22 protein-coding genes are annotated in these 25,981 nt (G+C 65.2%); 9 read left to right on the top strand and 13 right to left on the bottom strand.

Features of this window, described 5'->3' with window-relative positions:
* Positions 1–81 precede the first annotated feature (81 nt).
* Positions 82–936, top strand: coding sequence for a DUF1499 domain-containing protein (locus JQ586_RS05750; protein ID WP_212393515.1), 855 nt, complete (start codon positions 82–84; stop codon positions 934–936).
* Positions 937–1,109: 173 nt separating this feature from the next.
* Here the strand turns inward: JQ586_RS05750 and JQ586_RS05745 are convergent, their stop codons facing one another.
* The 4 genes from JQ586_RS05745 to JQ586_RS05730 form a co-directional block, all read right to left on the bottom strand.
* Complete coding sequence (locus JQ586_RS05745) at positions 1,110–2,030, bottom strand: MBL fold metallo-hydrolase (protein ID WP_212393514.1); 921 nt, start codon at positions 2,028–2,030, stop codon at positions 1,110–1,112.
* A 129-nt stretch (positions 2,031–2,159) separates the two neighbouring features.
* Positions 2,160–3,374, bottom strand: a complete 1,215-nt coding sequence (locus tag JQ586_RS05740) for an acyl-CoA dehydrogenase (protein WP_212393512.1) — start codon at positions 3,372–3,374, stop codon at positions 2,160–2,162.
* 123 nt (positions 3,375–3,497) lie between these two features.
* Positions 3,498–4,574, bottom strand: coding sequence for a 3,4-dihydroxy-2-butanone-4-phosphate synthase (ribB, locus tag JQ586_RS05735; protein ID WP_212393511.1), 1,077 nt, complete (start codon positions 4,572–4,574; stop codon positions 3,498–3,500).
* 162 nt (positions 4,575–4,736) lie between these two features.
* A complete protein-coding gene (locus JQ586_RS05730) occupies positions 4,737–6,476 on the bottom strand; it encodes a cation:proton antiporter (RefSeq protein WP_212393510.1) in 1,740 nt (579 codons plus the stop codon).
* Positions 6,477–6,534: 58 nt separating this feature from the next.
* Between JQ586_RS05730 and JQ586_RS05725 the strand changes: the two genes are divergently transcribed.
* The 3 genes from JQ586_RS05725 to JQ586_RS05715 all read left to right on the top strand — a co-directional run bounded on the left by JQ586_RS05725 (position 6,535) and on the right by JQ586_RS05715 (position 8,688).
* The gene (locus tag JQ586_RS05725) at positions 6,535–7,077 is read left to right on the top strand and encodes a DUF3124 domain-containing protein (RefSeq protein WP_212393600.1); all 543 of its coding nucleotides are present in this window, start codon (positions 6,535–6,537) and stop codon (positions 7,075–7,077) included.
* A gap of 56 nt (positions 7,078–7,133) precedes the next feature.
* Positions 7,134–8,369 carry a PLP-dependent aminotransferase family protein gene (locus tag JQ586_RS05720; RefSeq protein ID WP_212393509.1) on the top strand — a complete coding sequence of 412 codons (1,236 nt, stop codon included), beginning with the start codon at positions 7,134–7,136 and terminating at the stop codon, positions 8,367–8,369.
* A gap of 136 nt (positions 8,370–8,505) precedes the next feature.
* On the top strand, positions 8,506–8,688 hold the full coding sequence (locus JQ586_RS05715) for a hypothetical protein (protein ID WP_212393507.1): 183 nt from the start codon (positions 8,506–8,508) through the stop codon (positions 8,686–8,688).
* An 81-nt stretch (positions 8,689–8,769) separates the two neighbouring features.
* Here the strand turns inward: JQ586_RS05715 and JQ586_RS05710 are convergent, their stop codons facing one another.
* The 3 genes from JQ586_RS05710 to JQ586_RS05700 all read right to left on the bottom strand — a co-directional run bounded on the left by JQ586_RS05710 (position 8,770) and on the right by JQ586_RS05700 (position 14,573).
* Entirely contained in the window at positions 8,770–10,350 is a 1,581-nt protein-coding gene (locus JQ586_RS05710; RefSeq protein WP_212393506.1) for an alkaline phosphatase, read from the bottom strand.
* Positions 10,351–10,506: 156 nt separating this feature from the next.
* The gene (locus JQ586_RS05705) at positions 10,507–10,953 is read right to left on the bottom strand and encodes a hypothetical protein (RefSeq protein WP_212393505.1); all 447 of its coding nucleotides are present in this window, start codon (positions 10,951–10,953) and stop codon (positions 10,507–10,509) included.
* 149 nt (positions 10,954–11,102) lie between these two features.
* Complete coding sequence (locus JQ586_RS05700; protein WP_212393503.1) at positions 11,103–14,573, bottom strand: indolepyruvate ferredoxin oxidoreductase family protein; 3,471 nt, start codon at positions 14,571–14,573, stop codon at positions 11,103–11,105.
* A 189-nt stretch (positions 14,574–14,762) separates the two neighbouring features.
* Here JQ586_RS05700 and JQ586_RS05695 point away from each other — a divergent pair, with 189 nt between their 5' ends.
* The 4 genes from JQ586_RS05695 to JQ586_RS05680 all read left to right on the top strand — a co-directional run bounded on the left by JQ586_RS05695 (position 14,763) and on the right by JQ586_RS05680 (position 17,522).
* Positions 14,763–15,713, top strand: a complete 951-nt coding sequence (locus JQ586_RS05695; RefSeq protein ID WP_212393502.1) for a hypothetical protein — start codon at positions 14,763–14,765, stop codon at positions 15,711–15,713.
* Positions 15,714–15,760: 47 nt separating this feature from the next.
* On the top strand, positions 15,761–16,315 hold the full coding sequence (locus tag JQ586_RS05690) for a carboxymuconolactone decarboxylase family protein (protein WP_212393501.1): 555 nt from the start codon (positions 15,761–15,763) through the stop codon (positions 16,313–16,315).
* Position 16,316: 1 nt separating this feature from the next.
* On the top strand, positions 16,317–17,117 hold the full coding sequence (locus JQ586_RS05685) for an SDR family NAD(P)-dependent oxidoreductase (protein WP_212393500.1): 801 nt from the start codon (positions 16,317–16,319) through the stop codon (positions 17,115–17,117).
* A gap of 186 nt (positions 17,118–17,303) precedes the next feature.
* The gene (locus JQ586_RS05680) at positions 17,304–17,522 is read left to right on the top strand and encodes a hypothetical protein (protein WP_212393499.1); all 219 of its coding nucleotides are present in this window, start codon (positions 17,304–17,306) and stop codon (positions 17,520–17,522) included.
* A 90-nt stretch (positions 17,523–17,612) separates the two neighbouring features.
* On the opposite strand, the gene JQ586_RS05675 is transcribed toward JQ586_RS05680, so the two are convergent.
* On the bottom strand, positions 17,613–20,795 hold the full coding sequence (locus tag JQ586_RS05675; protein WP_212393498.1) for an efflux RND transporter permease subunit: 3,183 nt from the start codon (positions 20,793–20,795) through the stop codon (positions 17,613–17,615).
* A 27-nt stretch (positions 20,796–20,822) separates the two neighbouring features.
* Positions 20,823–22,067 carry an efflux RND transporter periplasmic adaptor subunit gene (locus tag JQ586_RS05670; RefSeq protein ID WP_212393497.1) on the bottom strand — a complete coding sequence of 415 codons (1,245 nt, stop codon included), beginning with the start codon at positions 22,065–22,067 and terminating at the stop codon, positions 20,823–20,825.
* A 202-nt stretch (positions 22,068–22,269) separates the two neighbouring features.
* On the opposite strand from JQ586_RS05670, the gene JQ586_RS05665 reads away from it, so the two are divergent.
* Positions 22,270–22,872, top strand: coding sequence for a TetR/AcrR family transcriptional regulator (locus JQ586_RS05665; RefSeq protein ID WP_212393496.1), 603 nt, complete (start codon positions 22,270–22,272; stop codon positions 22,870–22,872).
* 13 nt (positions 22,873–22,885) lie between these two features.
* On the opposite strand, the gene JQ586_RS05660 is transcribed toward JQ586_RS05665, so the two are convergent.
* From JQ586_RS05660 to phnL, 4 genes are read right to left on the bottom strand one after another with little or no spacing between them, the layout of a single operon-like run.
* Positions 22,886–23,497: a pyridoxamine 5'-phosphate oxidase family protein gene (locus JQ586_RS05660; protein ID WP_212393495.1), complete on the bottom strand. Its 612-nt coding sequence runs from the start codon at positions 23,495–23,497 to the stop codon at positions 22,886–22,888.
* Between the two features lie 23 nt (positions 23,498–23,520).
* Positions 23,521–24,117, bottom strand: coding sequence for a phosphonate metabolism protein/1,5-bisphosphokinase (PRPP-forming) PhnN (phnN, locus tag JQ586_RS05655; RefSeq protein WP_212393494.1), 597 nt, complete (start codon positions 24,115–24,117; stop codon positions 23,521–23,523).
* A complete protein-coding gene (locus JQ586_RS05650) occupies positions 24,114–25,268 on the bottom strand; it encodes an alpha-D-ribose 1-methylphosphonate 5-triphosphate diphosphatase (protein ID WP_212393493.1) in 1,155 nt (384 codons plus the stop codon). Before JQ586_RS05650 ends, phnN begins: the two co-directional genes overlap by 4 nt.
* Before the next feature lie 13 nt (positions 25,269–25,281).
* A complete protein-coding gene (gene phnL, locus JQ586_RS05645) occupies positions 25,282–25,980 on the bottom strand; it encodes a phosphonate C-P lyase system protein PhnL (protein ID WP_212393492.1) in 699 nt (232 codons plus the stop codon).
* Position 25,981 lies beyond the last annotated feature (1 nt).

Here is a 25,981-nt window from a genome sequence, read left to right as displayed (position 1 = left end):
GCAGGTCCGTGGTCTCACACCGCCCTTGGAGCCCGGCGCCAATGGCCCCGGGCAGAGCGCTATCAGGCAGATATCGAGAGAATGGCCCGCAGGTTTTCCGCTCCCTACCAGCAGGAGCCCGTGTCGGGTCTCGCCACCTGGTCGCGCAACCTTGCCGTCTTCTCCATCGTCGCGGTCGTGGTCTCGATCCTCATCGTCCGCTTCGGCTTCCTCGAGGTGAAGCCGGCCCTGGCGACCTTCTTTGGCGCGCTGGGCTGCACCGGCCTTTCGATCCTGGTCGGTCTCGCCGCCTTTGCCGCGATCTGGCAGAACGGTACCCGCGGCATGGGTCGGGTCCTGCTTGCGTTCCTGATCGACGCCGCCGTGCTCGCCTACCCGGCCTATCTCACCTATCAGTACCGCAAGCTGCCGCGAATCTACGACATCACCACCGACCCGATCGACCCGCCGAAGTTCGAGGCGCTGGCGCGGCTGCGCACCGGGGAAGGCACCAATCCGGCGGTCTATGCCGGCCTCTATTCGGCCGAACAGCAGCGCATCGCCTATCCCGACATCGAGACGGTCGAGCTCGAGGCCCCGGTCACCCGCGCCTTCGATCTGACGCTGCGGCTGGTCAACCGCCGCAAATGGCTCGTGATCGACGAGCGTGCGCCGCAGCCGCCGCGCAACATCGGCCGGATCGAAGCCGTGGCGCGCACGCCGATCATGGGGTTCCGCGAGGACGTCTCGATCCGGGTCACCGCCGACGGCGAGGACTCCCGCGTCGATATCCGCTCCGCCTCGCGCTATTTCGACGCCGATCTCGGCAGCAACGCCGCGCGCGTGGCCAGGCTGATCGAAGACATCAACACCGCGGTCGAGAACGACAATTCCAAGCCGGCGAAGAAGGCGCCCGTCGCGCCGAAGGCGCCGCCGGCGAAGACGGTGAAAAAGTGACGTCTCGCCGCGTCACTGGTGCTCTCCCTCGCCCCGCTTTTGCGGGGAGAGGGTCGGGGTGAGGGGCTTCCATCCGCGCGCACAACGGTGAAATTGAGCTTGTGGCATGCCCCTCACCCGAAATTCGAGCTACGCTCGAATTTCGACCTCTCCCCGAGAAGGACGGGGCGAGGTTAGGAAGCCAGCCGGTACCTCCCGCCGATCACCGGATCGCCATCGGTCACCACCATTCCGCGTCCGACCAGATCCTCCAGATGCGCCAGCACCGAGTAGCCGGCAGCGTTGGCGAGTCGCGGATCGAGTCCGATATAGATCGCGCGCACCATGGTCGGGATGTCGGTCTCGCCCTTGCCGAGGCGATGCAGGATCGAACTCTCGCGGGCGCGGCGGTGACGCGCCAGGAAGCGCACGAAGCGCGGCCCCTCCGGGATCTCCGGGCCATGGCCCGAGAGATAGAGTTGCTCCGGCCGCTGCTCCAGACGCTCCAGCGAGGCCATGTAATCGATCATCGAGCCGTCGGGCGGGGCCACGATCGAGGTCGACCAGCCCATCACGTGATCGCCGACGAAGTTGATGCTGCGCTCGGCCCACGCAAACGCCAGATGGTTGGCGGTGTGGCCGGGCGTGGCGACCGCCTCCAGGGCAAAGCCTTCGCCCTCGATGACGTCGCCGTGCTTCACCTGCACGTCGGGGCGGAAGTCGCGGTCGGCACCGGATTCCGGGTTGTGCTTCTCGCTCTCGAAGCGCGGACGCGAGGCGCGGTGCGGCCCTTCGGCATAGACGGGCGCGCCGGTCGCGGCCTTGATGCGCGGCGTGTTCGGCGAATGGTCGCGATGGGTGTGGGTGACCAGGATGTGCGTCACCGTCTCGCCCCTGACCGCATCGAGCAGCGCCTTCGCATGCGCCTCGTTATCCGGGCCGGGATCGATGATCGCGACCTTGCCGTGACCGACGATGTAGCTGACCGTGCCGGTGAAGGTGAACGGGCTCGGATTGTTGCAGAGGACGCGGCGCACGCCGGGCCGTACCTCCTCGACCACGCCGGGCTTGAGCGGGAAGTCACGGTTGAACGGGATGTCGTCGTTGTCGGTCATGGGAGTGCCCGGGATACGATCTTGCAGGATGGGTAGAGCGCAGCGAAACCCGTCATGCGAGCCGCATGGCGGGCGGTAAGATGGGTTTCGCTTCGCTCTGCCCATCCCACCCAATCGTCGCGAGGTCGCTTACGAAAACGCCTGGATGCCGGTGATCGCTCGGCCGAGGATCAGGGCGTGGACGTCGTGCGTGCCTTCATAGGTGTTCACGGTTTCCAGGTTCGCGGCGTGGCGCATCACATGATACTCGATCTGGATGCCGTTGCCGCCGTGCATGTCGCGCGCCATGCGGGCGATGTCGAGCGCCTTGCCGCAATTGTTGCGCTTGACGATCGAGATCATCTCCGGCGCCATCTTGCCTTCATCCATCAGGCGGCCGACGCGCAATGAGGCCTGCAGGCCGAGCGCGATCTCGGTCTCCATGTCGGCAAGCTTCTTCTGCACCAGCTGAGTTGCGGCGAGCGGCCGGTTGAACTGCTTGCGATCGAGCGTGTATTGCCGCGCGCGGTGCATGCAGTCCTCCGCGGCGCCCATTGCGCCCCAGGAGATACCGTAGCGGGCGCGGTTGAGGCAGCCGAACGGGCCCTTCAGGCCGGCGACGTTGGGGAGCAGCGCGCTTTCCGGCACCACCACATTGTCGAGCACGATCTCGCCCGTGATCGAGGCCCGCAGCGACAGCTTTCCACCGACCTTCGGCGCCGACAGGCCCTTCATGCCCTTCTCCAGGACGAAGCCGCGGATCTGGTTGTCATGCGCAGCCGACTTGGCCCAGACCACGAAGACGTCGGCGATCGGCGCGTTCGAGATCCACATCTTGGCACCGTTGAGCCTGTAGCCGTCGGCCACCTTCTCGGCACGGGTCTTCATGCCGCCGGGATCGGAACCGGCATCCGGCTCGGTCAGGCCGAAGCAGCCGACCCATTCGCCGGTCGCGAGCTTGGGCAGGTACTTCTTGCGCTGGGTCTCGTCGCCATAGGCGTAGATCGGATACATCACCAGCGAGGTCTGCACCGAGTTCATCGAGCGATAGCCGCTGTCGACGCGCTCGATCTCGCGCGCCACGAGGCCATAGGCGACATAGCTGGCGTTGGCGCAGCCATACTCCTCCGGGAGGGTGACGCCGATCAGGCCGAGCTCGCCCATCTCGTTGAAGATCTCGCGGTCGGTCTTCTCTTCCAGATACGCCTTGGTGACCCGCGGCAACAGCTTGTCCTGCGCATAGGCCCGCGCGGTGTCGCGGATCAGACGCTCGTCCTCGGTAAGCTGGTCGTCGAGCAGGAACGGATCATCCCATTGAAAGCTGGCCGCTGCCGGCTTGTCCTTGGCCTTGGGGCTCACGCTCATGAAACATCCTTTCGCGTCTGGGTTCGGAATTTGCCGGATAAATTAAAGCGCTATGATGCGAAGCGCAATTGGTGATCCGCTCACCGTCATTTAGGGGCACGCGATGCGCGAACCCGGAATGGTTCAATTCTCGAGCTTCTCGTTCGACACGATCTCGATGCCGAAACCGGACAGTCCCTTGTAGTCGTGCACCGACGAGGTGAGATGCCGGATCGAGCTGATGCCGAGATCGCGCAGGATCTGCGCACCGACGCCGACCTCGCGCCACTGCCTGTTGCGGTCGGCCTCCGCGCTCTTCGTCTCACCGACCGGTTCGACCGGAACGCCGGCGGCGCCATCGCGCAGATAGACCAGCACGCCGCGGCCGGCCGTCTTGAAATGGCGCAACACCGCTTCCATTCGAGCCTGGCCGGTGAACAGGTCCAGCACGATGTTGGGCTTGTGCAGCCGGGTCAGCACGTCCTTGCCGTCACCGACGCCGTTGTAGACGAAGGCGGCGTGCATGATCTCGTCGAACGGCGAGCGGTAGGCATAGCCTTGCAGCGGACCGATCGGGCTTTCGGTCGTGAACGTCGCAACGCGCTCGATCAGCTTCTCGCGCGCCTGGCGATAGGCGATCATGTCAGCGATCGTGACGTGCTTGAGATTGTGGGCAGCGGCGAATTTCGCGACCTGCTCGCCCTTCGTCACGGTGCCGTCGTCGTTCATCAGCTCGCTGATGACGCCGACCGGCGGCAGGCCGGAGAGCCGGCAAAGATCGACCGCGGCCTCGGTATGGCCGGAGCGCAGCAGCACACCGCCGTCGCGCGCGATCAGCGGAAAGATGTGGCCAGGGCGCGCAAAGTCGTTGGCGCCGGCGTTGGGATTGGCGAGCGCGCGGCAGCAGGAGGCGCGTTCCTCGGCCGAAATGCCGGTGCCGCCGTCGGGCTTGTAGTCGATCGAGACCGTGAAGGCCGTGGTGTGGTTGGACTCGTTGTGCGCCACCATCGGATCGAGCCGCAGCCGGCGCGCGTCCTCGGTGGTGATCGGTGCGCAGACGATGCCCGAGGTGTGGCGGATGATGAAGGCCATCTTCTCCGCCGTGCAAAGCGACGCCGCGACGATCAGATCGCCCTCGCCTTCCCGGTCGTCATCATCGGTGACGACGACGAGTTCGCCCCTCGCAAACGCCTGCAGCACTTCCTGGATTGAATCGGCCATTGTCCTGACATCTCATATTTTGCAGGCAGTGGATTAGCCGGGTTCCGAACCGCGCGCCAGTATCATTATGCAACCCGCCATGCGTCCGGCAGGCATACCAGGCGGGGCATTCACCTCTTGCCTGGGCGAGGCGAGCTCTCGCAAGGCAACCGATATCCCGCCTTACGGCAGCACCTCGCGTCGCTCGCTGAGCTGGGCGTCCATCGCAGCGCGCTTGTCGTCGAGCAGGCCGGCGTCGGCGGCCTCGATCACCGCGTAGAGCTCGCCGGCGTCGCTGATCCGGGTCACCGTCACATAGTTGGCACCGGCGGCATAAAGGTCGTCGACGTCGGCCAGAAGGTCCGCGGTGGCCACGATCCTCGCGGTCGGGTTCAGGGTCCGGACGTGGCGCACCAGTTTCTCGTTGCTGACGCCGACAAGCAGGAAATCCGGCACGCTCAGGATGATGATCTCGGCCTTGCCGATACCGGCATGGACCAGGGTGTCGACATTGCTGACGTCGCCGTAGATCACGTGCAGGCCACGGTCGGACAGGGTGCGGAACACCACCGGATTGAAATCGATCACGCTGATCTGCTCGAGCAGCGACTGGTTCTGCCGCTCGATCTGGTTGAGCAGCGCGCTCGCCGAGCGGAAAAAGCCGAGAAGGACGATGCGCCTGATCTCGCCATGGCCGCCCTCGTGCCCGCCCTCATCCGTCCCCTCGCCTTCGCGGGCGTGGTCGAGATCGCGGAGACCGATCCGCTTCAGCGGACCGATCAGACCGCGAACGATCCGGTCGCTGCGTCCCATCGCAAAGGTCGAGAGCACCGCCAGCACCACGAAGGCAAAGGAGGCGGCGCTCGCCGTCTCGGTCGCGATATGGTTGGCTGCAACCCCGGTCTGGATCACCACCAGCGAGAATTCGGAGATCTGCGCCAGGTTGATCGCCGGCAGCAGGCTGGCGCGCAGGCCCTGCTTCATCAGGTAGAGCGGCGTGAACGTCGTCAGCAAGCGACTGGCCACGGTGAATGCCGCGATCACGAACGCCAGTCCGATCACCGAGAGGCCCGGAATCGGGATCGTCATGCCGAGCGCGACGAAGAACAGGGTGATGAAAAAATCCCGCAGCGTCGTGACTTTCGCGGTGACATCGAGCGCATAGGGAAAGGTCGACAGCGAGACGCCGGCGACCAGCGAACCCATCTCCCGCGACAGATGCAGCCGTTCGGCGATCTCGCCGATCAGAAAGCACCAGGCGAGTGCGCCGAGCAGCACCAGCTCCGGGCGCCGCGCGATCTGGTGAAACAGCCGCGGCAGCACGTAACGGCTCAACGCCAGCGCGGTCACAACAAGCACCGCGACGCGAGCCACCGACAGCAGCACCACACCAATCTGCAAATTGTCGAGGCTCGGCTGCACCGCAAGAAACAGGATCGCGAAGATATCCTGCAGGACCAGCACGCCGAGCGTGATCCGCCCGGGCAGCGTGTCGAGCTCGCGCTTCTCGTAGAGCACCTTGACGATGATGACGGTCGAGGACAGCGCGCAGGCGACGCACAGATAAAGCGCATCGAACTTGCCGTCGCCGATCGCCAGCCCGATTCCGGCAAAGAACAGGATGCCGAGCAGGCAGCCACCCAGCAGCTGGCCGCCCGCCGCGAACAGGATCACCTTGCCGGCGCGGACGATCTTTTTCAGATCGATCTCCAACCCGATCATGAACAGCATGAAGATCAGGCCGAGCTCGGAGATGACGCTGATCGACTCCTGGGACTTGACCCAGCCCGTGCCGAATGGACCAATGAAAAAGCCGGCGATAAGGTACGCCAGGATGAGCGGCTGCCGGGAGAAATGGGCCAACAGGCCGAGCCCCCAGGCAAACAGGATGCAGAGGGTGATATCGCGAATGAGTTCGTGCATGCGTCAAGACTGCCTTTTGCTGCAACCTGGAGGACCGCGCGTGAGGATCAAACGAGCAATGTGTCACATTCGCGCAGGCTGCATTTTTCTGGCGATTCTTGCCTGTCTGCTCACCGTGCGCATGGGAGAGGCGGCAGCGCAAGCAGCGGGCGATATTGAGCACAATTTTGCGAATTCGCTCACCGCGGTGCCGTCAGAGCCGATCGCCGTCTCCGGCGCGTTCTACGTGCCGGTCTATTCCAGCGTGTCGATGAGCCAGGGCAAGCTCCGGGCCGACTTCTCGGTCACGCTGAGCGTTCACAACGCCTCGGAGACGAGGCCACTGATCCTGAAGCGGATCGCCTATTTCGACACATCAGGCAAGATGGTGGAGAGCTACCTCAAATCGCCGGTCGCGCTAAAACCGTTCTCGACCGTCGAGGTCTCCATCGCCACCACGGATACCCGCGGCGGCACCGGCGCCAATTTCGTGGTCGATTGGGCGGCCAGCGGCGAGATCGCCGAACCGGTGGTGGAGGCGCTGATGGTCGGCGGCGTCGGCGCCGGACACTATGCTTTCATCAGCCAGGGCCGGCCGGTGAAGCTGCTCGGCAAGAACTGACACCAGGGAAGGCCGCACGACGGCCTTCTCAATGAAAAAAACGGAGCGAAACATCCATGTCCACCTCAGCCCAGTTCGATTTTGGTCCCCTGCTTCCGGCCGGACTGCCGGCGCCGGCGGCGCGGTGGACCGGGCTCGCAAAGTACAGCTTCGTCGGCGGCAATAATGATCCCGAGCAGGTTCCGGTCGACGGACTGCTCGAGGCGGTCAACACCGTGCTGAAGCGCGAAGGCAGATATCTTGCGACCTACAATCTCGCCCACGGGCCGCAGGGCTACATGCCGCTGCGGCAATTCCTGACCGGGAAGCTCAAGCGCGACGCCGGCATCGCCTGCACGCCCGACGAGGTCATGATCGTCTCCGGCTCGCTCCAGGCACTCGATCTCGTCAACCACACGCTGCTCGCCCAGGGCGACACCGTGCTGATCGAGCAGGAGACCTATCAGGGTGCGCTGAACCGGCTGACCCGGCTGGGCGTCAACGCGGTCGGCATTCCGCTCGATGGCGAGGGCATGCGGATGGACGCGCTGGCCGCAGCGCTGGCCGACCACAAGGAACGCGGCATCACGCCGAAGTACATCTACACCATCCCGACGGTGCAAAATCCGACCGGCTCGATCCTGCCCGAGAGCCGCCGCGCCGAGATGCTCCGGCTGTCGCAGGAGTACGGCGTGCCGATCTTCGAGGACGATTGCTATGCCGACCTGATCTGGAACGGTGAGCGGCCACCCGCGATCTACGCCATGAGCAAGCATGGCGGCGTGATCCATATCGGCTCGTTCTCGAAGTCGATCGCCCCTGCGCTCCGCGTCGGCTTCATCGTCGCGCCCTGGGAGATGATGTCGCGGATGCTGGCGCTGAAGACCGACGCCGGCTCCGGCGCACTGGAGCAGATGGTGTTATCAGAATATTGCGCGCCGCACTTCGCCACCCATGTGCCGCGGCTGACGCGCGGTCTGCGCGCAAAACTCGACACGCTGATGGAGGCACTGAACGAGCAGTTCGGCACCGCGGCCGAGTTCGAGGCGCCGAAGGGCGGCATCTTCCTCTGGGTCAAGCTGCCCGACAATGTCGATACGCTGAAACTCTATCAGGCAGCGCTCGCCGCCGGCGTCTCGATCAATCCGGGACCGGAATGGTCGACCAGCAAGGCCCATTCCGCCAGCCGGCTGCGACTGTGTTTCGCCAGCCCCTCGCACCAGCAGATCCGCGAGGGCGTCGCAGTGCTCGCCGAGGTCTGCCGCAAGGAGTTCGGCGTGCCCGCGCGCAGCAGCAACGTGGAGAAGAGCTAGCAATCGCTCGCAATGACGAAGGAAGAGAGTGACGCCGAGTCTGGCTTGCTGAACAACCGTTCAGAAAACTCTCGGGTTTCCCCAGGAACGTTTCGATCGCTGCACGGTTTCATTCTCGCTCAATGAGGAGGATGAAATGAAGAAGCTTGGATTGGTTCTTGCAGCGATTGGTACGCTTGCAGTCGCAGTACCGTCGATCGCAAGTGCCGAGACCGTCGTGGTCAGGCACGGTGACCATCATCACTGGGATCACGGCTGGCACCATGGCTGGGACCATCATCACCACGACCGGGTGGTGATCCGGAGGCATCACGACTAGGTCCGACACATAAGCCTGACCCAATCGAAAATGGCTCCTTGCGGAGCCATTTTCTTGATCTGCGTTGGGGTCCGCAATGACCTAGATATGCTGAGCCATGATCTGGCCGGGCCGCGCGTCCGGCCGCGGTTCGATGTCGACCGACCAGAGATCGTGGTTGTCGACGTCTTTCAGCGTCACCGTCATCACACCCGTCTTGCCGTCGATATCGACGCGGCCGAAAAATTGCAGGCCGAAGCATGGCGCGAGGTTGTCGCCCTGCCCGGCGCTGCAGCCCTTCTGATACATCGCCTTCGGCCCGAACGTGTTGTCGAGTTCGCCAGGCGACCAGGTGCCGGCATGCAGGGGGCCGGAGACGAATTCCCAGAACGGCTCGAACTCCTGGAACACCGCGCGGTTCGGATCGTAGTGATGCGCCGCGGTGTAGTGCATGTCGGCGGTGAGCCACACCGTGTTGCGGATGCCCGCACGCTTCATGAAGCACAACAGGTCCGCGATCTCGTGCTCGCGCCGCGCAGGCGGCCCGTCGCCGAGCGCAATCGCATCGAGGCTGACCAGGCCGATCGGCAGATCCGCCGCAATCACTTTCCAGGTCGCATCCGATGCCACCAGCTCCCGCTTCAGCCAGGCGAGCTGGCCCGGGCCGAGGATGAAGGCCTGGTCCGGATCGCCCTGCTTGTTCCAGGTCGAATCGCGGTACGAGCGCATGTCGATGATGAAGACGTCGAGCAGCGGGCCGTAACCGATCTTGCGATAGACCCGCCCGTCGCGCTCCGGCATCAGCCGCATCGGCATGAATTCGTGGAACGCGCGGCGCGCCCGCGCCACCAGCCGCGACGTGCCGTCGGGATCATAGCCGGTTGCGTCAGCGGTGCCGATCGGCGACCAGTCGTCGGCCACCTCGTGATCGTCCCACTGCGCGAACATCGGCACTTCGGCGTGGAACGCGCGAAAATTGTCGTCGAGCCAGTTGTATTTGTAGTTGCCGCGGAACTCGTCGAGGCTGTGCGCGACGGCGGATTTCTCCTCGGTCGTGATGTTGCGCCAGACCTCACCGTTCGGAAGCTCCTGCTCCGGCGGCACCGTGCAATCGGCATAGATGTGGTCGCCGGAATGGATGAAGAAGTCGGGCCGCTCGTTGAGCATGGTGCGATAGCTGCGCATGCCGCCGCGCGCGCGATCGATACCCCAGCCCTGCCCGGCAACATCGCCGGACCAGACAAACGAGACCGAGCGGCGGTCTGCCGGCGCGGTACGGAAATGACCGATGCGGTCTTCGCCTCTGACGCCGTCGCGATCATCGAAGCGGACGCGGTAGAAGATGTCCTGACCCGGCGGCAGGCCGTCGAGCAGCAGCTTTGCCGTGAAGTCGCGATCAGGCAGCGCCTCGGTCGACGCCGTACGCAGGATCGTCGCAAAGCTCTCGACCGCGGAACATTCCACCTGCATGCGTGCCGCGCGGTCGGCACGGGCCCAGATCACCGCCGAGTCGCTCGCGACGTCGCCGGACTGGATGCCGCCCGCGATCTGCGGACGATCCGCGGCACGGCCGAGATAAGGCCTCGCAATCGAGCCGAGCCCCGCCAGCGCGACCGTCGATGCCGAGCGCACCAGGAGCTGGCGCCGGGTCAGGCCTCGCTTTGCGGGGGACACAATCGCCATCGCACAACCTTCGTCGAATCGCGACGACGGTTGTGCCTGCGCTGCTTGACTCCAGGCTTACGTTTTCTTGACTCTCAGCAGACGGTTTTGCGACGGTGAGATGACTCGCGCGTCATGCGAGAAGCGTCGCTCCAGGCGGGTTGGGCCGGATGGACCTCACCGCCATTTGCAGATGCCGCCGGATCGGCAGGGCCAGGTCTGGATCCGCGTGTCGCGCGCTTGCGCATCCAGCGGGTTGCTGTGACGCCGTGCGAGCCTGGCGCGGGCGGGAACGTGAGCGATCTTGCGCGACCGCTCGGCACGCGACCGTTCAATACCCGGCCCCTCGGCCGGCGCCGTCGCGCGCGTCGTCCGCACGGTCCGCTGCGGCTCGATCTTCGGCTCATCGACCTTGGCCTGGGTGTCGGTGCCGTGATCGGAATTCGCCTCGACCGGGACCGGCTGGAATTGCGTGGGTGGGCCGAGCCGCTTCGGTGACAACACGGCCTTGGACAGATCGAGGCCGAAGAACTCGCCCGGCCGATACTCGTCAGCCGACGCCACGCTGCCCATCGCCAGGAACGCGGTACAAACGGCTGCAACGAAAGCGTTTTTCAGGACCATCAAACGGCCTCCTGAAATCACTCGAACGGAAACATCTGATATTTAGGGGTCCGGCCGCGCGAATCCAGCCGTTGCGGGCGGCAGGGTTACCGGTCAACCAGGACGGCAGCGGAAAGTTCCGCGGCCGGCCGAGCGTTCCGTTCGGCGCCCTATTCGGCGGCTTGTGCCACTTGCTGGCCGATCGCGCTTTCCAGCCGCGCACACTCGGCGCGGTAACGGGCGACATTGGCTTCCTTGATGTGGCCGTAGCCGCGCACCAGATCGGCCGACTTCGCCAGCGCCACGAGCCGCGTCAGGTCGATCGTCTTGCCATCGAGATGACGCTGGATCATCGCCGCATATTCGACCGGGAGCGCGCGCTCCATCTTCCGTTCCGCCGTGTAGCCGAAGATGTCGAGCGCGGTGCCGCGCAGGCCCTTGAGCCGCGCCAGCACCCCGAACGCCTTGAACACCCACGGGCCGAACTCGCGCTTCTGCAGATGCCCGGTGACGGGATCGCGGCGCGCCAGAAGCGGCGGCGCCAGCAGCACCTTCAGGCCGGGCTCGCCCTCGAATTGCTCCTTCAGCGCTTTCGCGAATTCGCCGTCGGAATAGAGCCGCGCGACCTCGTACTCGTCCTTGTAGGCCATCAGCTTGAACAGCCCCTTGGCAAAGGCCTCGGTCAGCGCCTGCGAGCCCGGTGCCGCGGCACTCTCGGCCGCGCGCACCCGTGCGACGTCGGCGAGATAGCGCCGGGCGTAGGCCTCGTCCTGATAATCAGTGAGGAATTTGGCCCGGAAGGCGATCGTCTCGTCGAGCGTGCGCTTGGCCGGAGCGTGACCGGCGCCCTTGAACCGCGCCGCGGTGACCACGCGCTGCAAATCATGCGCGGCGAGGCGACCCCAGGAGAACGCCATCGTGTTCATCTCGATCGCCGCGCCATTGAGCTCGATCGCCTTGATGATGGCGTCGAGCGACAGCGGGATCGCGCCGCGCTGGAACGCGAAGCCGAGCATGAAGGCGTTGGTGGCGATGCTGTCGCCCAACAGCGCAGTCGCAAGCCCGGTGGCATCGAGGATATCGAGATCACCAGGCGTCACCGCGCCGTTCAGGGCATCGCGCATCGCCCCTGCCTCGAAGTCGAGGTCGGGATCCATCACGAAGCTCGCGGTCGGCAACAGATCGGCATTGACGACGGCGCGCGTGACGCCACGTTCGGCACGGCTCAGCGCCGGCACGCTGGTGGCGACGACGAGATCACAGCCCAGGATCAGGTTGGCATTGCCGGGTGCGATGCGCACGGTGGTCAGCATGTCGGTCGCCGGCGCGAGGCGGACATGGCTCATGACGGCGCCGTTCTTCTGCGACAGGCCGGTGAAGTCGAGCGTCGAGCAGGCCATGCCCTGGACGTGCGCGGCCATGCCGAGCAGCGCGCCGATGGTGATGACTCCGGTGCCGCCGATGCCGGTGATCAGGATGTTGTAGGGGCCGGCGAGCGCGGTGGCAGGCGGGATCGGCAGGTCGGCAAACAGCGCCTTCGGATCGACCGCGGTCCGGTCGGCCCTGCGCAGCTTGGGATCATGCACGGTGACGAAGCTCGGGCAGAACCCCTCGATGCAGGAGAAATCCTTGTTGCAGTTCGACTGGTCGATGCGGCGCTTGCGGCCGAGCTCGGTCTCGAGCGGCTGCACCGAGACGCAGTTCGACGCGGCCGAGCAGTCGCCGCAGCCCTCGCAGACGCGCTCGTTGATGAAGATGCGCTTCGGCGGATCGGGATAGAGCCCGCGCTTGCGGCGCCGTCGCTTCTCGGCCGCGCAGGTCTGGTCGTAGATCAGGACCGTCAACCCTTTGACATCGCGCAGCTCGCGCTGCACGGCATCGAGCTCGCGGCGATGGTGGATGGTGGCGCCGGCAGGGAAATAGTTCGCGGGATATTTGTCCGGATCGTCGGATACGATGGCGAGCCGCTTGGTCCCCTCGGCCGCCACCTGATGGGCGATCTGCGACACGGTGAAGCTGCCCTCGGCAGGCTGGCCGCCGGTCATCGCGACCGCGTCGTTGTAGAGGATCTTGTAGGTGATGTTGACGCCGGCCGCTCCCGCGGCACGCAACGCCAGCAGGCCCGAATGGGTGTAGGTGCCGTCGCCGAGATTCTGGAACACGTGCTGCTCGCTGGTGAACGGCGCCTGCCCGATCCAGTTCACTCCCTCCGCGCCCATATGCGAGATCGTCGCGGTACGCCGGGCGGGGATCGAGAGCGCCATGCCGTGGCAGCCGATGCCGGCCATGGCGCGGCTGCCCTCGGGAATCCGCGTCGAGGTGTTGTGCGGGCAGCCCGAGCAGAAATAGGGCGTGCGCGCCAGCTTGACCGTGCCGGTGCCTTCGGCCGGCCGATCGAACGCCTCCAGCTTGGCAAGGCGCTGCTCCAGCATCGGGCTGCGGTGGCCGAGCTTGCGCAGGCGCGCGACCACGGCGGCCGCGACCATCGTCGGCGTCAGTTCGCCCTCGCTCGGCAGCAGGATCGCGCCGCTCTCGTCGCGCTTGCCGACCACCGACGGACGCTTCGATGCATCCATGTTGTAGAGAATGCGGATGAGCTGGTCCTCGATGAAGCCGCGCTTCTCCTCGACCACCAGCACGTCCTGAAGGCCCTCGGCGAAGGCGCGCGCGCCGCGCGCCTCGAGCGGCCAGGTCAGTGCCACCTTGTAGATGCGCAGGCCGAGCGCCTGCGCATCGGCATCGGTGATGCCGAGATCGGCGAGCGCCTGGCGCAGATCGAGATAGGCCTTGCCGGTCGCCATGATGCCGAGCCGCGCCGGCTTCGAATCCAGCACGATGCGGTCGAACCGGTTGGTGCGGGTGAAGGCGGCGACCGCCTCCATCTTTGGCCCGTGCAGGCGACGCTCGGCCTCGAGCGACGGATCTGGCCAGCGGATCGAGAGCCCGCCGGGCGGCATCTCGAAATCATCGGGTGTGACGATCTTGATGCGATCAGGATCGCTGACGATCGAGGCCGAGCTCTCCACCGTCTCGGAGATCGCCTTGAAGCCGACCCAGCAGCCTGAATAACGCGACAGCGCGAAGCCGAGGATGCCGAGATCGAGATAATCCTGCAGCGTCGCCGGATTGACCACCGGCATCAGGGCCGAGGCGAACACCTGCTCGCTCTGGTGCGCCAGGGTCGAGGACTGACAGCCATGGTCATCGCCGGCGAGCGCGATCACGCCGCCGTTGGGCGATGTGCCGGCCGAATTGGCGTGCTTGAGCGCGTCCAGCGAGCGGTCGACGCCGGGCCCCTTGCCGTACCAGATGCCGAACACGCCATCGACCTTGGCGCCCGGAAACATGCCGACCTGCTGGCTGCCCCACACTGCCGTTGCCGCAAGGTCTTCGTTGAGACCCGGCACGAAGGCGATGTCATGCTCCTTCAGGAACGATTTCGCGCGCCACAGCGCATGGTCATACATGCCGAGCGGCGAGCCGCGGTAGCCGGAGATGAAGCCTGCGGTGTTCAGCCCGTGCGCGCGATCGCGTTCGCGCTGCAGCATGGGCAATCGGACCAGCGCCTGAGTTCCGGAAAGGAAGATTCGTTTCGTGTCCAACCGGTACTTGTCGTCCAGTCCAACTTCCAGCAAGGCCATTCGTCAGGCTCCCCGTCCCATTGAAGCGGCCGGTACGAACCGGTCTCGTTGGCAGCGAGCATGCACTGATTTTGCTATGCATGGACAGCCGTGTTCCATGGCCGCAGCACATATCTCGATGTTGCGTCCGCGAGCCCTTGCCGAACCGGGCCTTCTTTGAAACGCTGGCGCTCAAAGGGAGCCCTAGGGATGATCACAGTCGAAGCCGCCTTCAGGACGGAAATTCTGGAACATGGCAATCTGCTGGTCGGGCCATGGCGGAGCCCGAAGCAGATGCTTCAGGCCCAGACCTACGACTCGCACGCGTCGATCCACGACGACGCAACCGCGCAAAAGCTCGGCTTCCGGGGCGGCACGATCGAGGGGCCGACCCATTTCAGCCAGTTTGCGCCCCTGTGCGAACGCATCTGGGGCCGCGCCTGGTTCATCACCGGATGCCTGTCGGCGCATTACCGCAACCCCGTCTTCGAGGGCGAAGAGGTGCAGGCCCAGATCGAGAAGCCGAAACCCGGCCAGACGGTTTGCGCGATCGGAATGATCAGGCGCGATGGCACGGAGATCCTGCGCGGCACCGCGTCGATCGACGGCGACGGCAAGGAAACCGCGCTCAGCCAGAGGCTCGGTGAACTGAAGCCGCTGGCCGATCCCGTGATCCTCGCCGATGTCAAGGTCGGCATGAGAACGCCGCGGCAGGCGATCAAGATGGATTTCGACCAGAACATGGGCGACCTCTATCCGTTCTCGCTGGCGGACAAGCTGAAAGTGATCACCGAGCCGTCGGATTACTACTTCCTGGAACACAATCCGTGGGGGCGCGCGATCATCCCGATGGAGATGCTGAGCGTGCTGTTGCAGTACCGCGCCCGCGAGGACCGACTGCCGGTCCGCGGCCCCGCAGTCGGGCTGTTCGCGGATCAGGAGATCCGCCTGCTGCGCGGGCCGATGTTCCCGGGCGAAACCTACTGGGCCGAGCGCGAGGTGGTCGCGCTTTCGGGGAGCAAGCGCACCGAGAGCATGTGGGTGCGCACCAGCGTGTTCGATGCCGACAACACGCTGGTTGCGACCATGCTGCTCAACGGCGCCAGCATGAAGGACTCCTACGCCAACTACCAGAGCGAGCACAAAGCGCTCTACGGTTAAGCCAGGAGCCTTCCGCGCCAGGCAAGGACAACAACCAAGGACAAAAAATGGCTCGCCTGCCCTATCTGGAGGCCGACCAGGTCGCCCCTGAATATCGCGACATGCTCAAGCGCAATACCAATCTGCACAAGCTGTTGGTGAACTCGCCGGACATGGCGCGAGCCTTCAACGGCGTCGGCGGCTATATCCGCTTCAAGAGCAAGCTCGATCCGCGGCTGCGCGAGCTTGCCATCCTGCAGGTTGGCTGGCTGGAGAAGTCGGAATACGAGTTCACCCATCATGTGAAGATCGGCAAGGAGTTCGGCGTCACCGACGCGGACATCCAGGGCCTGATGGCGGAGACCGAGGGCAAGCCGTCGAAGCTGGAGCCGCTTGCGCGAGCGATCCTCAAGGGCGCCCGCGAGATGGTCCGCGAACTTGCAATGTCGGATGCGACCTTCGCCGAAATCAGAAAAGAGCTCTCCGACGAACACATGACCGACCTCGTGCTCACGATCGCGTTCTACTGCGCCGTGGTCCGCGTGCTCGCCACCATGAAGATCGACAACGAACCCTACTACAAAGAGGTACTGCAACAGTACCCGTTACCGGGAGTGACATGAGATGCGCCTCAGAGATCGCGTTGCCATCGTGGTCGGCGCCGGACAGAGCCCCGGCGAGGGCATCGGCAACGGCCGCGCCACCGCGCTGACCTTCGCGCGCGAAGGCGCGAAAGTCCTCTGCGTCGATCACAATCTGGAATCGGCGCAGGAGACCGTCGACCTGATCGCGGCCAAAGGCGGCATCGCGCTCGCCTTCAAGGCAGACGTCACCAGGAACTCCGACATCAAGGCGATGGTCGCGGACGCGCATGCACGCTGGGGCAGCGTCGATATCCTGCACAACAATGTCGGCGTCAGCCTGTCAGGCGGCGACGCCGAACTGCTCGACATCACCGAAGAGGCGTTCGACCGCTGCGTCGCGATCAACCTGAAGAGCTGCATCCTTGCCGCCAAGCATGTGATCCCGGTCATGCGGCAGCAGCAGCGCGGCTCGATCATCAACATCTCGTCGATGGCCGCGATCACGACCTACCCCTATGTCGCCTACAAGGCGACGAAATCCGCGATGATCGCCTTCACCGAGCAGCTCGCCTACCAGAACGCGCAATATGGCATCCGCGCCAACGTGATCCTGCCGGGCCTGATGAACACGCCGATGGCGGTCGATACCCGCGCCCGCGAGTTCAAGAAGAGCCGTGCCGAGGTCGAGGCGGAACGCGACAGCAGGGTGCCGCTGCGCCACAAGATGGGCACCGGCTGGGATGTCGCAAATGCGGCGCTGTTCCTCGCATCCGACGAAGCCGATTTCATAACCGGTGTCACGTTGCCGGTGGACGGCGGTTCGAGCGTGCGGCGTGGTTAACTAAGGCGATTAACTTCTGTGACGAGATCACGCCTCGGCCCGCCGCATGATTCGAGAAAGTTGAAGTATTCCAATGACACGGTGATGTGACACGAGGTCCACTTAAATCGAAATCCGGACTCGTTATGGTCGCACGATTTTCATCTGCGCTCTGTATCTGGCAGGCCGTGGATGCCGGAGTTGACCATGAACGAAGACCTCGAACTCAGACCAGATCAGTGGGAAGCCCTGAAAGCGTTGCGGGCTCCCGCAGCAAATCCCTCGAGACTCAGCCGGTTCGCAGTCGAAAGCCTGATTACGCTCGGTTATGTTGCGTTGCGTGGTGATGCGTTCGCGTTGACGCCCGCTGGCCGCAAGGCGCTGGTCCGCGGCTCGTCCCAGTTGCTGCTCGATATCGCAGCCTGACCTTTCCAGGATGTCTTGAACGAAAGCTCCGGTTCTGGAACCAGAACCGGAGCTTTCGTTCTTCTGACGCGTCTTCGGCAACATGCGGCATCACGCCGCGTGCGCTTTCTGGGGGATCGTGGCTTCGCCGTGCTGCGTCAGCGGCTTCATGCCGGTGAGGCTGCGGAGCAACACATAGAATACCGGCGTCAGGAACAGGCCGAAGACTGTGACGCCGATCATGCCGGAAAACACTGCAACACCCATCGCGCGCCGCATCTCCGAGCCCGCACCGGTCGACAGCACCAGTGGCAGCACGCCCATGATGAACGCCATCGACGTCATCAGGATCGGCCGCAGCCGCAACCGGCTTGCCTCGATCGCGGCGCGGATCGGCGAGCGGCCGGCAAATTCCAGCTCGCGCGCGAATTCGACGATCAGGATCGCGTTCTTCGCCGACAATCCCACCAGCACGATCAAACCGATCTGCGTAAACACGTTGTTGTCGCCCTTCGACAGCCAGACGCCGAACATCGCCGCCAACAGACCCATCGGCACGATCATGATGATCGAGAGCGGCAGCGCCAGGCTCTCATAGAGCGCAGCCAGCACCAGGAACACCAGCAGGATCGCCAGCGGGAACACCCAGATTCCGGAATTACCGGCGATGAACTCCTGATAGGTCAGGTCGGTCCATTCGAAGGCGAAGCCGGGCGGCAGCACCTCGGCTGCGATCCGGGTCGCCGCCTCCTGTGCCTGACCGGAGGAATAGCCGGGTGCCGCAGCGGCATTGATGTCGGATGACAGGAAGCCGTTGTAGCGGATCGCACGCTCGGGCCCCGCGCTCTGGCGGACTTTCAGGAGTGCCGACAGCGGCACCATGTCGCCGGACGACGAACGCACCTTCAACTGCCTGATGTCGTCGGCACGGGCGCGGAACGGCGCGTCGGCCTGCACATAGACCGAGTAGGTGCGGCCAAACTTGTTGAAGTCGTTCACGTAGTAGGAGCCGAGATAGATCTGCAGCGTGTTGAAGACTTCGGTCACGGGCACGCCGAGCTGCAGCGCCTTGGTGCGGTCGATGTCGGCAAACAATTGCGGCACGTTGACCTGGAAGCTCGAGAACGCACCGGCGATCTCCGGCGCCTTCTGGATCGCGGCCATGAACGCCTTGGTCGCGTCGTTCAGCGTGTCATAGCCGAGGCCTGCACGGTCCTCGATCTGCAGCTTGAAGCCGCCGATGGTGCCGAGGCCGTTGACCGGCGGCGGCGGGAACATGGCGATGAAGGCGTCCTGGATGCCGGCATATTTCTTGTTGAGCGCGGCCGCGATCGCCGGACCGCTCAGCGAGGGATCCTTGCGCTCGTCGAACGGCTTCAGCGTCGAGAACACGATGCCGGCGTTGGAGGAGTTGGTGAAGCCGGAGATCGACAGGCCCGGGAATGCGACCGAGCTCTCGACACCCGGCTGCGTCAGCGCGATGTCGCTCATCTTGCGGATCACTTCCTCGGTGCGGTCGAGCGTGGCTCCGTCGGGCAGTCGCGCGAAACCGACCAGGTACTGCTTGTCCTGGCCCGGCACGAAGCCGCTGGGCACCTGCCGGAACAGCACGCCGGTGACGCCGATCAAGAGCACATAGAGACCCAGCACGGCAGCCTTGCCGGTGATCACCTTGCCGACGCTGCGGCCATAGTTTTCGGAGGAGCGGGTGAACACCTTGTTGAAGCCGCGGAAGAACCAGCCGAGCCCGGTTTCGAGGATGCGCGTCAGCCGGTCCTTCGGCTCGTGGTGGCCCTTCAGCAGCAGCGCCGACAGCGCCGGGGACAGCGTCAGCGAGTTGACGGCGGAGATCACGGTCGAGATCGCGATCGTCAGCGCGAACTGCTTGTAGAACTGCCCGGTGAGTCCGGAGATGAAAGCCAGCGGCACGAACACCGCGATCAGCACCAGCGCGATCGCAATGATCGGCCCGGACACTTCCCGCATCGCCTGGTAGGTCGCCTCGCGCGGCGACAGGCCGGCCTCGATGTTGCGCTCGACGTTCTCGACCACAACGATGGCGTCGTCGACCACGATGCCGATCGCCAGCACCAGGCCGAACAGGCTGAGCGCATTGATCGAGAAGCCGAACACATGCATCACCGCGAAGGTGCCGACGATCGAGACCGGCACCGCCAGCAGCGGGATGATCGAGGCGCGCCAGGTCTGCAGGAACAGGATCACCACCAGCACGACCAGCACGATGGCTTCCAGCAGCGTGTGCACCACCGCCTCGATCGAGGAGCGGACGAACTGCGTGGGGTCGTAGACGATCTGGTAGGACACGCCCTCCGGCATGTTCTTCTTGATTTCGGCCATGGTGGCGCGGACATGATCGGAGATCTGCAGCGCGTTGGAGCCCGGGGCCTGGAAGATCGGGATCGCCACCGCCTGCTTGTTGTCGAGCAGCGAGCGCAGCCCGTATTCGGAGGCGCCGAGCTCGATCCGCGCGACGTCGCGCAGCCGCACCACCTCGCCCGCCGAGCCGGTCTTCACCACGATGTCGCCGAATTGTTCCTCGCTCGACAGCCGGCCCTCGGCGTTGACCGAGAGTTGCAGGTCGATGCCCTTGACGCTCGGCGATGCGCCGACCACGCCCGCGGCGGCCTCGACGTTCTGGGCCTGGATCGCCTTCACGATGTCGTTCGCGGTCAGTGAGTGCTCGGCAGCCTTCTGCGGATCGACCCAGATCCGCATCGAATAGTCGCCGGCACCGTAAAGCTGCACGTCCCCGACGCCGTCGATCCGCGCCAGCCGGTCCTTGACGTTGAGCACCGCATAGTTGCGCAGATACGTCATGTCGTAGCGGTTATTCGGCGACAGCAGATGCACGACCATGGTGAGGTCGGGCGAGCTCTTCTTGGTGATGATGCCGAGCTGGCGCACCACGGCCGGCAGCCGCGGTTCGGCCTGCTGCACGCGGTTCTGCACCAGCTGCGTCGCCTTGTCGGGATCGGTGCCGAGCCGGAAGGTCACCGTCAGCGTCATCGCGCCGTCGGTGGTCGCCTGGCTGCTCATGTAGAGCATGTCCTCGACGCCGTTGATCTGCTCCTCGATCGGGGTCGCAACCGTCTCGGCGATCACCTTCGGATTGGCGCCGGGATAGGTGGCACGCACCACGACCGACGGCGGCACCACATCGGGATATTCCGAGATCGGCATCGCGAACAGCGAGATCAGCCCGGCCAGGAAGATCAGGATTGAGAGCACTCCGGCGAAGATCGGCCGGTCGATGAAGAATTTGGAGAGATTCATGGGTTCGCCCCCGCGCGCAAGCGATGCCTAGCGCTGCGCGACCTGCTTGCTGGTTTCGTTTGATGCCTGCTGCTGGCCGCGCGCACCCATTTCGGCGACTTCCATCTTGAGAAGCGCACCGGGACGGACGCGCTGCAGGCCGTTGACGACGATGCGGTCACCGGACTTCAGGCCAGCGGTCACGATCCGCAGTCCGTCGACCGAAACGCCGAGCGTGATCGGGCGATAGACCGCGCGGCCGTCATCGCCGACCAGCATCACGAACTTCTTGTCCTGGTCGGTGCCGATGGCGCGCTCGTCGATCAGGACCAGCGTCTGCTGCCTCGGCTGGCCCATGCGCACGCGCGCGAACTGCCCGGGGATCAGCCGGCCGTCTTCGTTGCGGAACACCGCGCGGACGCGGATGGTGCCGCTCTGGCCGTTGACCTGGTTGTCGATCAGCTGGATGTGGCCCTTGGCGCCGAGGCCGCCCGAGGTCGTCATCTCGACGGGGATCTGGTCGAGATTGCCGCGCTTGCCGGAGGCGTCCGCGATCGAGTTGAGCGCGCGCAGCACCACCTCCTCATCCGCATCGAAGCTCGCATAGATCGGATTGACCGAGACCAGCGAGGTCAGCACCGGCGAAGCAGTCCCGGCGGCAACGAGGTTGCCGACCGTGACCTCGATCCGGCCAACCCGGCCGTCGACCGGCGCGCGGACCTCGGTGTAGTCGAGGTTGAGCCTTGCGGTCTGCAGCGTCGCCTCGGCCGCCTTGACGTTGGCGATAGCCTCGCGATTGGCGTTGTCGCGCTGATCGAAATCCCGCCTGGTCACGACGTTGTTGCCGACCAGCTGCGCGCCGCGCTCGACCTCGCTGGTGGTGAAGACGACGCGGGCTTTCGCGGCCTCGAGCTGCGCCTGGGCCTTGTCGACCTCGGCGGCATAGGGCGCGGGATCGATCTTGAACAGGACGTCGCCGGCCTTGACCAGCGCGCCCTCGGTGAAGTTGGTCGCCAGGATCGCGCCCGCCACCCGGGGCCGGACCTGGACCCGGTCGACAGCCTCGAGCCGGCCGGAGAAATCGTCGAACAGCGTGGTCGGGCGCGGCTGGACGACGGCGACGGTCACCGGCACGGCCTGTTCGGGCGGGGTGGCGCTGCCGGTCGCCTGGGCGGCATAAAAATAGCGGCCGGTCGAGAGTGAGCCGGCCACCGCAAGGGCGCCGAGGATCGCAAGTCCGCCGACGATGCGTCGGAACCGGCCGGAACGGGGATTTTGGGTTGACGACGGCATTCGCGCGCTCCAGATGTGTAGTGTTCACTACAGATGTGGAGGTGGACGCCGGTCCGCAAGATACTTATGTATCATGCACTATAAATTTCTTAGCGCATTGCGGCGAAGATTGGAAGTCAGAGGGAAAATTAAGACCCGCCAACAGGATAGAGTGAGGCCAGCCCGTCACAGAAACGGCACCCGCTTTGAAGGAGGTACGCAGATGGGCATGGGACGCCCCCGCGCTTTCGACGCCGACGCGGCACTGGACCGCGCCATGGAAGTGTTCTGGCGGCACGGATATGAGGGCGCGACCATCGCGCAGCTCACGGACGCGATGTGCATCAATCCGCCGAGTCTCTATGCCGCCTTCGGCAGCAAGGAGGGCCTGCTGAAAGCAGCGCTCGACCGCTACACCGAGAGACGCGACGCCTGGATGGAAGAGGTGCTCGGCGCACCGACCGCCCGCGAGGTGGCCGAGCGCCTGCTGACGGGCACGGCCGACGCCCAGACCGATCCCGCCAACCCGCCCGGCTGCCTGCTCGTCCAGGGCGGCCTCGCCTGCGGCACCGGCTCGGCGAACGTGCCGTTCGAACTGGCGGCGCGCCGGGCCCACACCGAAGAGCAGCTGCGCCACCGCTTCATCCGCGCCAGGAAAGAGCGCGATCTCGGCGAACTCGCCGATCCCGCCGCGCTGGCGCGCTACCTGTCCGCCGTCATCGCAGGCATGGGCGTGATGGCCTCCTCCGGCGCCGACCGCGATGCGCTGCGCGAGGTCGCGGCCGTGTCATTGAAGGCGTTCGAGGAGCAGTCGAAGGCCGGATAAGACCGCGGCGATGTCACCACATCGTTTGCCGGGCACGCTCGGGCCATTCACGATCGTATGTCTCGCCGCCGACCGTGTTGGCGCTCATCTCGGCGAGGATCCGGCCCGGCGTCGGCAAGGTCGCAGGATCGACGTGCTTGGCCGGATTCCAGAGATCGGAGCGCACGATCGCGCGGGCGCACTGGAAATACATCTCCTCGACGGTCATCACGATCACCGTGCGCGGCGCCTTGCCTTCCATCCTGAAGGATTCGAGTAATGCCGGATCGGCCGACAAATAGGCGCGGCCGTTGACGCGCAGCGTGCTGCCGGAGCCCGGAATCAGGAACAGCAGCGCAACGCGGGGATCGCGCACGATGTTACGAAGCGAGTCGCAGCGGTTGTTGCCGCGGCGATCCGGCATCATCAGCGTCTTGTCGTCATGGATGCGGACGAAGCCGGGCAGATCGCCGCGTGGCGAGCAGTCGAGCCCCTCGGGACCGGAGGTCGCGAGCGACACGAACGGCGATTTCTCGATCAGCACCCGGTAGGACGGCGTGACGCGATCGGCGACTTTCATGGTGGAAGCGTCGTTCGGAAAACCGTAGATCGCCTCGAGCTGCTCAATCGTCGAGATCACCGACATCCAGTCCTTGTCCTTTGGGTTAACTAACCGTCCCAGCGCTCGCCCCTGATGATACGGACGAGTTGCCGCGCGTGATAATCGACGGTGCCGGAATTGACGATGGTGAAATCCGGCGTCGCGGTGGTCTCGTCGACGATACGAGACAGCCGCCGCTCGATCCGGCCGTCGCTGGCGCGCGCGCGCATCGCAAGCCGCGCCGCAAGCACGTCCGGCGGGGCGGTGATCGAGACGACGACGACATTGACGTAGTAGCGGCGCGCGGCCGCTATCACCGTGCGCGAGACATTGGCGATCACGGTGCGGCCGGCGCGGATCTCGTCGTCGATGGCCTGCGACAGCGCGTAGCGATGCCCGTGCGCTTCCCAATGCATGGCATAGTCGCCGTCGGCGAGCGCGCGCTCGAAGGCCTCGAGGCCGACCTCCTCATTGTCTTCCGATACCGATGCCTCGCGGGTGATCAGGCGGCGCGGAAACACGATGTTGCGGTCATCGGCACAGGCCGCCCTCGCCAATCCCAGCAGCGTATCCTTGCCGGCGCCGCTGGGGCCGACCACCAGCACCAGCCGTCCCGGGCCGATTGCGGCGATACGCCGGTTGGTGACCACGGGAGCATCACTCATGCGACCCTTCCTCCTTCGCGCCAGACGCTGCGCACCACCGGAAGGTTACGCGCGACGTGCACGCGGATCAGGTCGGCGCGCTTGCCGACCGCGATCTCGCCGCGATCCGACAGCCCGACGGCTTCTGCCGGCGTCTTGGTGACTGTGCGGATGGCGGAGGCGAGATCGATCGCCGGCACATGCTGCGGCAATTGCAGCGCCGCCATCAACAGGCTCGAGGGGATGTAGTCCGACGACAGGATGTCGAGCATGCCCTCGCGGGCAAGGTCGACGGCCGCGATATTGCCGGAATGCGAGCCGCCGCGCACCACGTTGGGCGCGCCCATCAGGACGTCGATGCCGGCCGCGTGCAGCCCGCGCGCGGCCTCCAGCGTAGTCGGAAATTCCGCGACCGCGACCTTGTCCTTGATCGCATCGGTCACGTTCTCTTCCGTGGTATCGTCGTGGCTGGCGAGCGGAATCCCGTACTGATGCGCCAGCGCGACGATCGCGCGCATGTTGGCTTCGGCATATTGCTGCTGATAGGCGAAGCGTCTTGCGAACAGCTCGTCGAGCTGGGCGTCGGTCATGCCGCCGCCCTTGCCGCGGTAATAGTCGCGCAGCTTGACCTCGTCGCGAAACTGGCGCTGGCCGGGCGTGTGGTCCATCAGCGACATCAGCCTCACGTCGGGACGATCAATCAGCTCCTTGGCCTCCGCCACCACGTCCGGCATCGGTATCTCGCAGCGCAGATGCAGGAAGTGGTCGGCACGCAGCAGGTTCTCCTCGCGCGCGGCCGTGATCGCCTCCGCCAGGAGGCCGGCACGTCCATCGACCTCCTCGGCGCCGTCCTCACGCCAGACGCGCAGCGAATCCAGCACGGTGGTGATGCCCGACGTGGCAAGCTGACCGTCATACGAGATCACGGCGGCGACCGGATTCCAGAACACCTTGGGCCGCGGCACGTAGTGCATCTCGAGATGGTCGGTGTGCAGCTCGATCAGCCCGGGCATCAGGAGGTCGCCGCCGGCGTCGTCGGCTGCTCCCGGCGCCCTGCCCTCACCGAATTCGGCGATCCTGCCATCGGACATGGCCAGCCAGCCCTGCTCGATCACGCGATCGGCGAGAACGAGGCGGGCGTTGCCGATGATGGTGTCTTGCTTGGCAGTCATTTCAAACGATCCTTCAGGCGGCAGCGGCGAACGAGGTCACATCGACGATGCGGTCGGCGATCAGATGACGGATCTCGTCGTCATGGACGATCGCGACCATCGCGACGCCCCTGGTCTTCTTCTCGGCGATCAGCTCGACCACCACGGCACGGTTGGCGGCATCGAGCGAGGCGGTCGGCTCGTCCAGCAGCAGGATCGGCAGGTCCGAAATGAAGCCGTGCGCGATGTTGACGCGCTGCTGCTCGCCGCCGGAGAAAGTCGACGGCGGCAGCTTCCACAGCCGCTCGGGGATGTTGAGTCGGCGCAGCAGGCGGCCGGCGCGGTCACGTGCTTCCTCCCGCGCCACACCGTTGGCAATCAGGGGCTCGGCAACGACATCGATCGTCGCGACACGGGGGACGGCGCGCAGGAACTGGCTGACATAGCCGATCGTCGAGCGGCGCACGCTCAGCACCTGACGCGGCTCGGCGGTCGCAAGATCGATCACGGTGCCCTGGTGACGGATGCCGATCCGGCCGCCGTCGCAGCGATAGTTGCCGAACATCATCTTGAGAATGGACGATTTGCCGGCGCCCGAGGGACCCGACAGCACGACGCATTCACCGGGATTGACGTGAAACGTGACGCCACGCACCACGGGCAGCTCGACGCCGCCCTGCAGGTGCATGGTGAAGGTCTTCTCGGCATTGGCGATATCGATCATCGCGGTCATC

The sequence above is a fragment of the Bradyrhizobium jicamae genome, assembly GCF_018130215.1.
Lineage (GTDB): Bacteria > Pseudomonadota > Alphaproteobacteria > Rhizobiales > Xanthobacteraceae > Bradyrhizobium > Bradyrhizobium jicamae_A.
Note: the sequence above shows the minus strand (reverse complement) of the source record. Positions and strands in the feature narration are given on the sequence as shown.

Excerpts from the sequence above, each read along its gene's own strand:
- JQ586_RS05710 (WP_212393506.1), bottom strand. The coding sequence starts at position 10,350 with ATGGCGATTGTGTCCCCCGCAAAGCGAGGCCTGACCCGGCGCCAGCTC.
- JQ586_RS05725 (WP_212393600.1), top strand. The coding sequence starts at position 6,535 with ATGTGTCACATTCGCGCAGGCTGCATTTTTCTGGCGATTCTTGCCTGT.
- JQ586_RS05690 (WP_212393501.1), top strand. The coding sequence starts at position 15,761 with ATGGCTCGCCTGCCCTATCTGGAGGCCGACCAGGTCGCCCCTGAATAT.
- JQ586_RS05705 (WP_212393505.1), bottom strand. The coding sequence starts at position 10,953 with ATGGTCCTGAAAAACGCTTTCGTTGCAGCCGTTTGTACCGCGTTCCTG.
- JQ586_RS05715 (WP_212393507.1), top strand. The coding sequence starts at position 8,506 with ATGAAGAAGCTTGGATTGGTTCTTGCAGCGATTGGTACGCTTGCAGTC.
- JQ586_RS05685 (WP_212393500.1), top strand. The coding sequence starts at position 16,317 with ATGCGCCTCAGAGATCGCGTTGCCATCGTGGTCGGCGCCGGACAGAGC.
- phnL (WP_212393492.1), bottom strand. The coding sequence starts at position 25,980 with ATGACCGCGATGATCGATATCGCCAATGCCGAGAAGACCTTCACCATG.
- JQ586_RS05745 (WP_212393514.1), bottom strand. The coding sequence starts at position 2,030 with ATGACCGACAACGACGACATCCCGTTCAACCGTGACTTCCCGCTCAAG.
- JQ586_RS05740 (WP_212393512.1), bottom strand. The coding sequence starts at position 3,374 with ATGAGCGTGAGCCCCAAGGCCAAGGACAAGCCGGCAGCGGCCAGCTTT.
- JQ586_RS05665 (WP_212393496.1), top strand. The coding sequence starts at position 22,270 with ATGGGCATGGGACGCCCCCGCGCTTTCGACGCCGACGCGGCACTGGAC.
- JQ586_RS05660 (WP_212393495.1), bottom strand. The coding sequence starts at position 23,497 with ATGTCGGTGATCTCGACGATTGAGCAGCTCGAGGCGATCTACGGTTTT.
- JQ586_RS05700 (WP_212393503.1), bottom strand. The coding sequence starts at position 14,573 with ATGGCCTTGCTGGAAGTTGGACTGGACGACAAGTACCGGTTGGACACG.
- JQ586_RS05730 (WP_212393510.1), bottom strand. The coding sequence starts at position 6,476 with ATGCACGAACTCATTCGCGATATCACCCTCTGCATCCTGTTTGCCTGG.
- JQ586_RS05675 (WP_212393498.1), bottom strand. The coding sequence starts at position 20,795 with ATGAATCTCTCCAAATTCTTCATCGACCGGCCGATCTTCGCCGGAGTG.
- JQ586_RS05750 (WP_212393515.1), top strand. The coding sequence starts at position 82 with ATGGCCCGCAGGTTTTCCGCTCCCTACCAGCAGGAGCCCGTGTCGGGT.
- JQ586_RS05670 (WP_212393497.1), bottom strand. The coding sequence starts at position 22,067 with ATGCCGTCGTCAACCCAAAATCCCCGTTCCGGCCGGTTCCGACGCATC.
- JQ586_RS05720 (WP_212393509.1), top strand. The coding sequence starts at position 7,134 with ATGTCCACCTCAGCCCAGTTCGATTTTGGTCCCCTGCTTCCGGCCGGA.
- phnN (WP_212393494.1), bottom strand. The coding sequence starts at position 24,117 with ATGAGTGATGCTCCCGTGGTCACCAACCGGCGTATCGCCGCAATCGGC.
- JQ586_RS05650 (WP_212393493.1), bottom strand. The coding sequence starts at position 25,268 with ATGACTGCCAAGCAAGACACCATCATCGGCAACGCCCGCCTCGTTCTC.
- JQ586_RS05695 (WP_212393502.1), top strand. The coding sequence starts at position 14,763 with ATGATCACAGTCGAAGCCGCCTTCAGGACGGAAATTCTGGAACATGGC.
- JQ586_RS05680 (WP_212393499.1), top strand. The coding sequence starts at position 17,304 with ATGAACGAAGACCTCGAACTCAGACCAGATCAGTGGGAAGCCCTGAAA.
- ribB (WP_212393511.1), bottom strand. The coding sequence starts at position 4,574 with ATGGCCGATTCAATCCAGGAAGTGCTGCAGGCGTTTGCGAGGGGCGAA.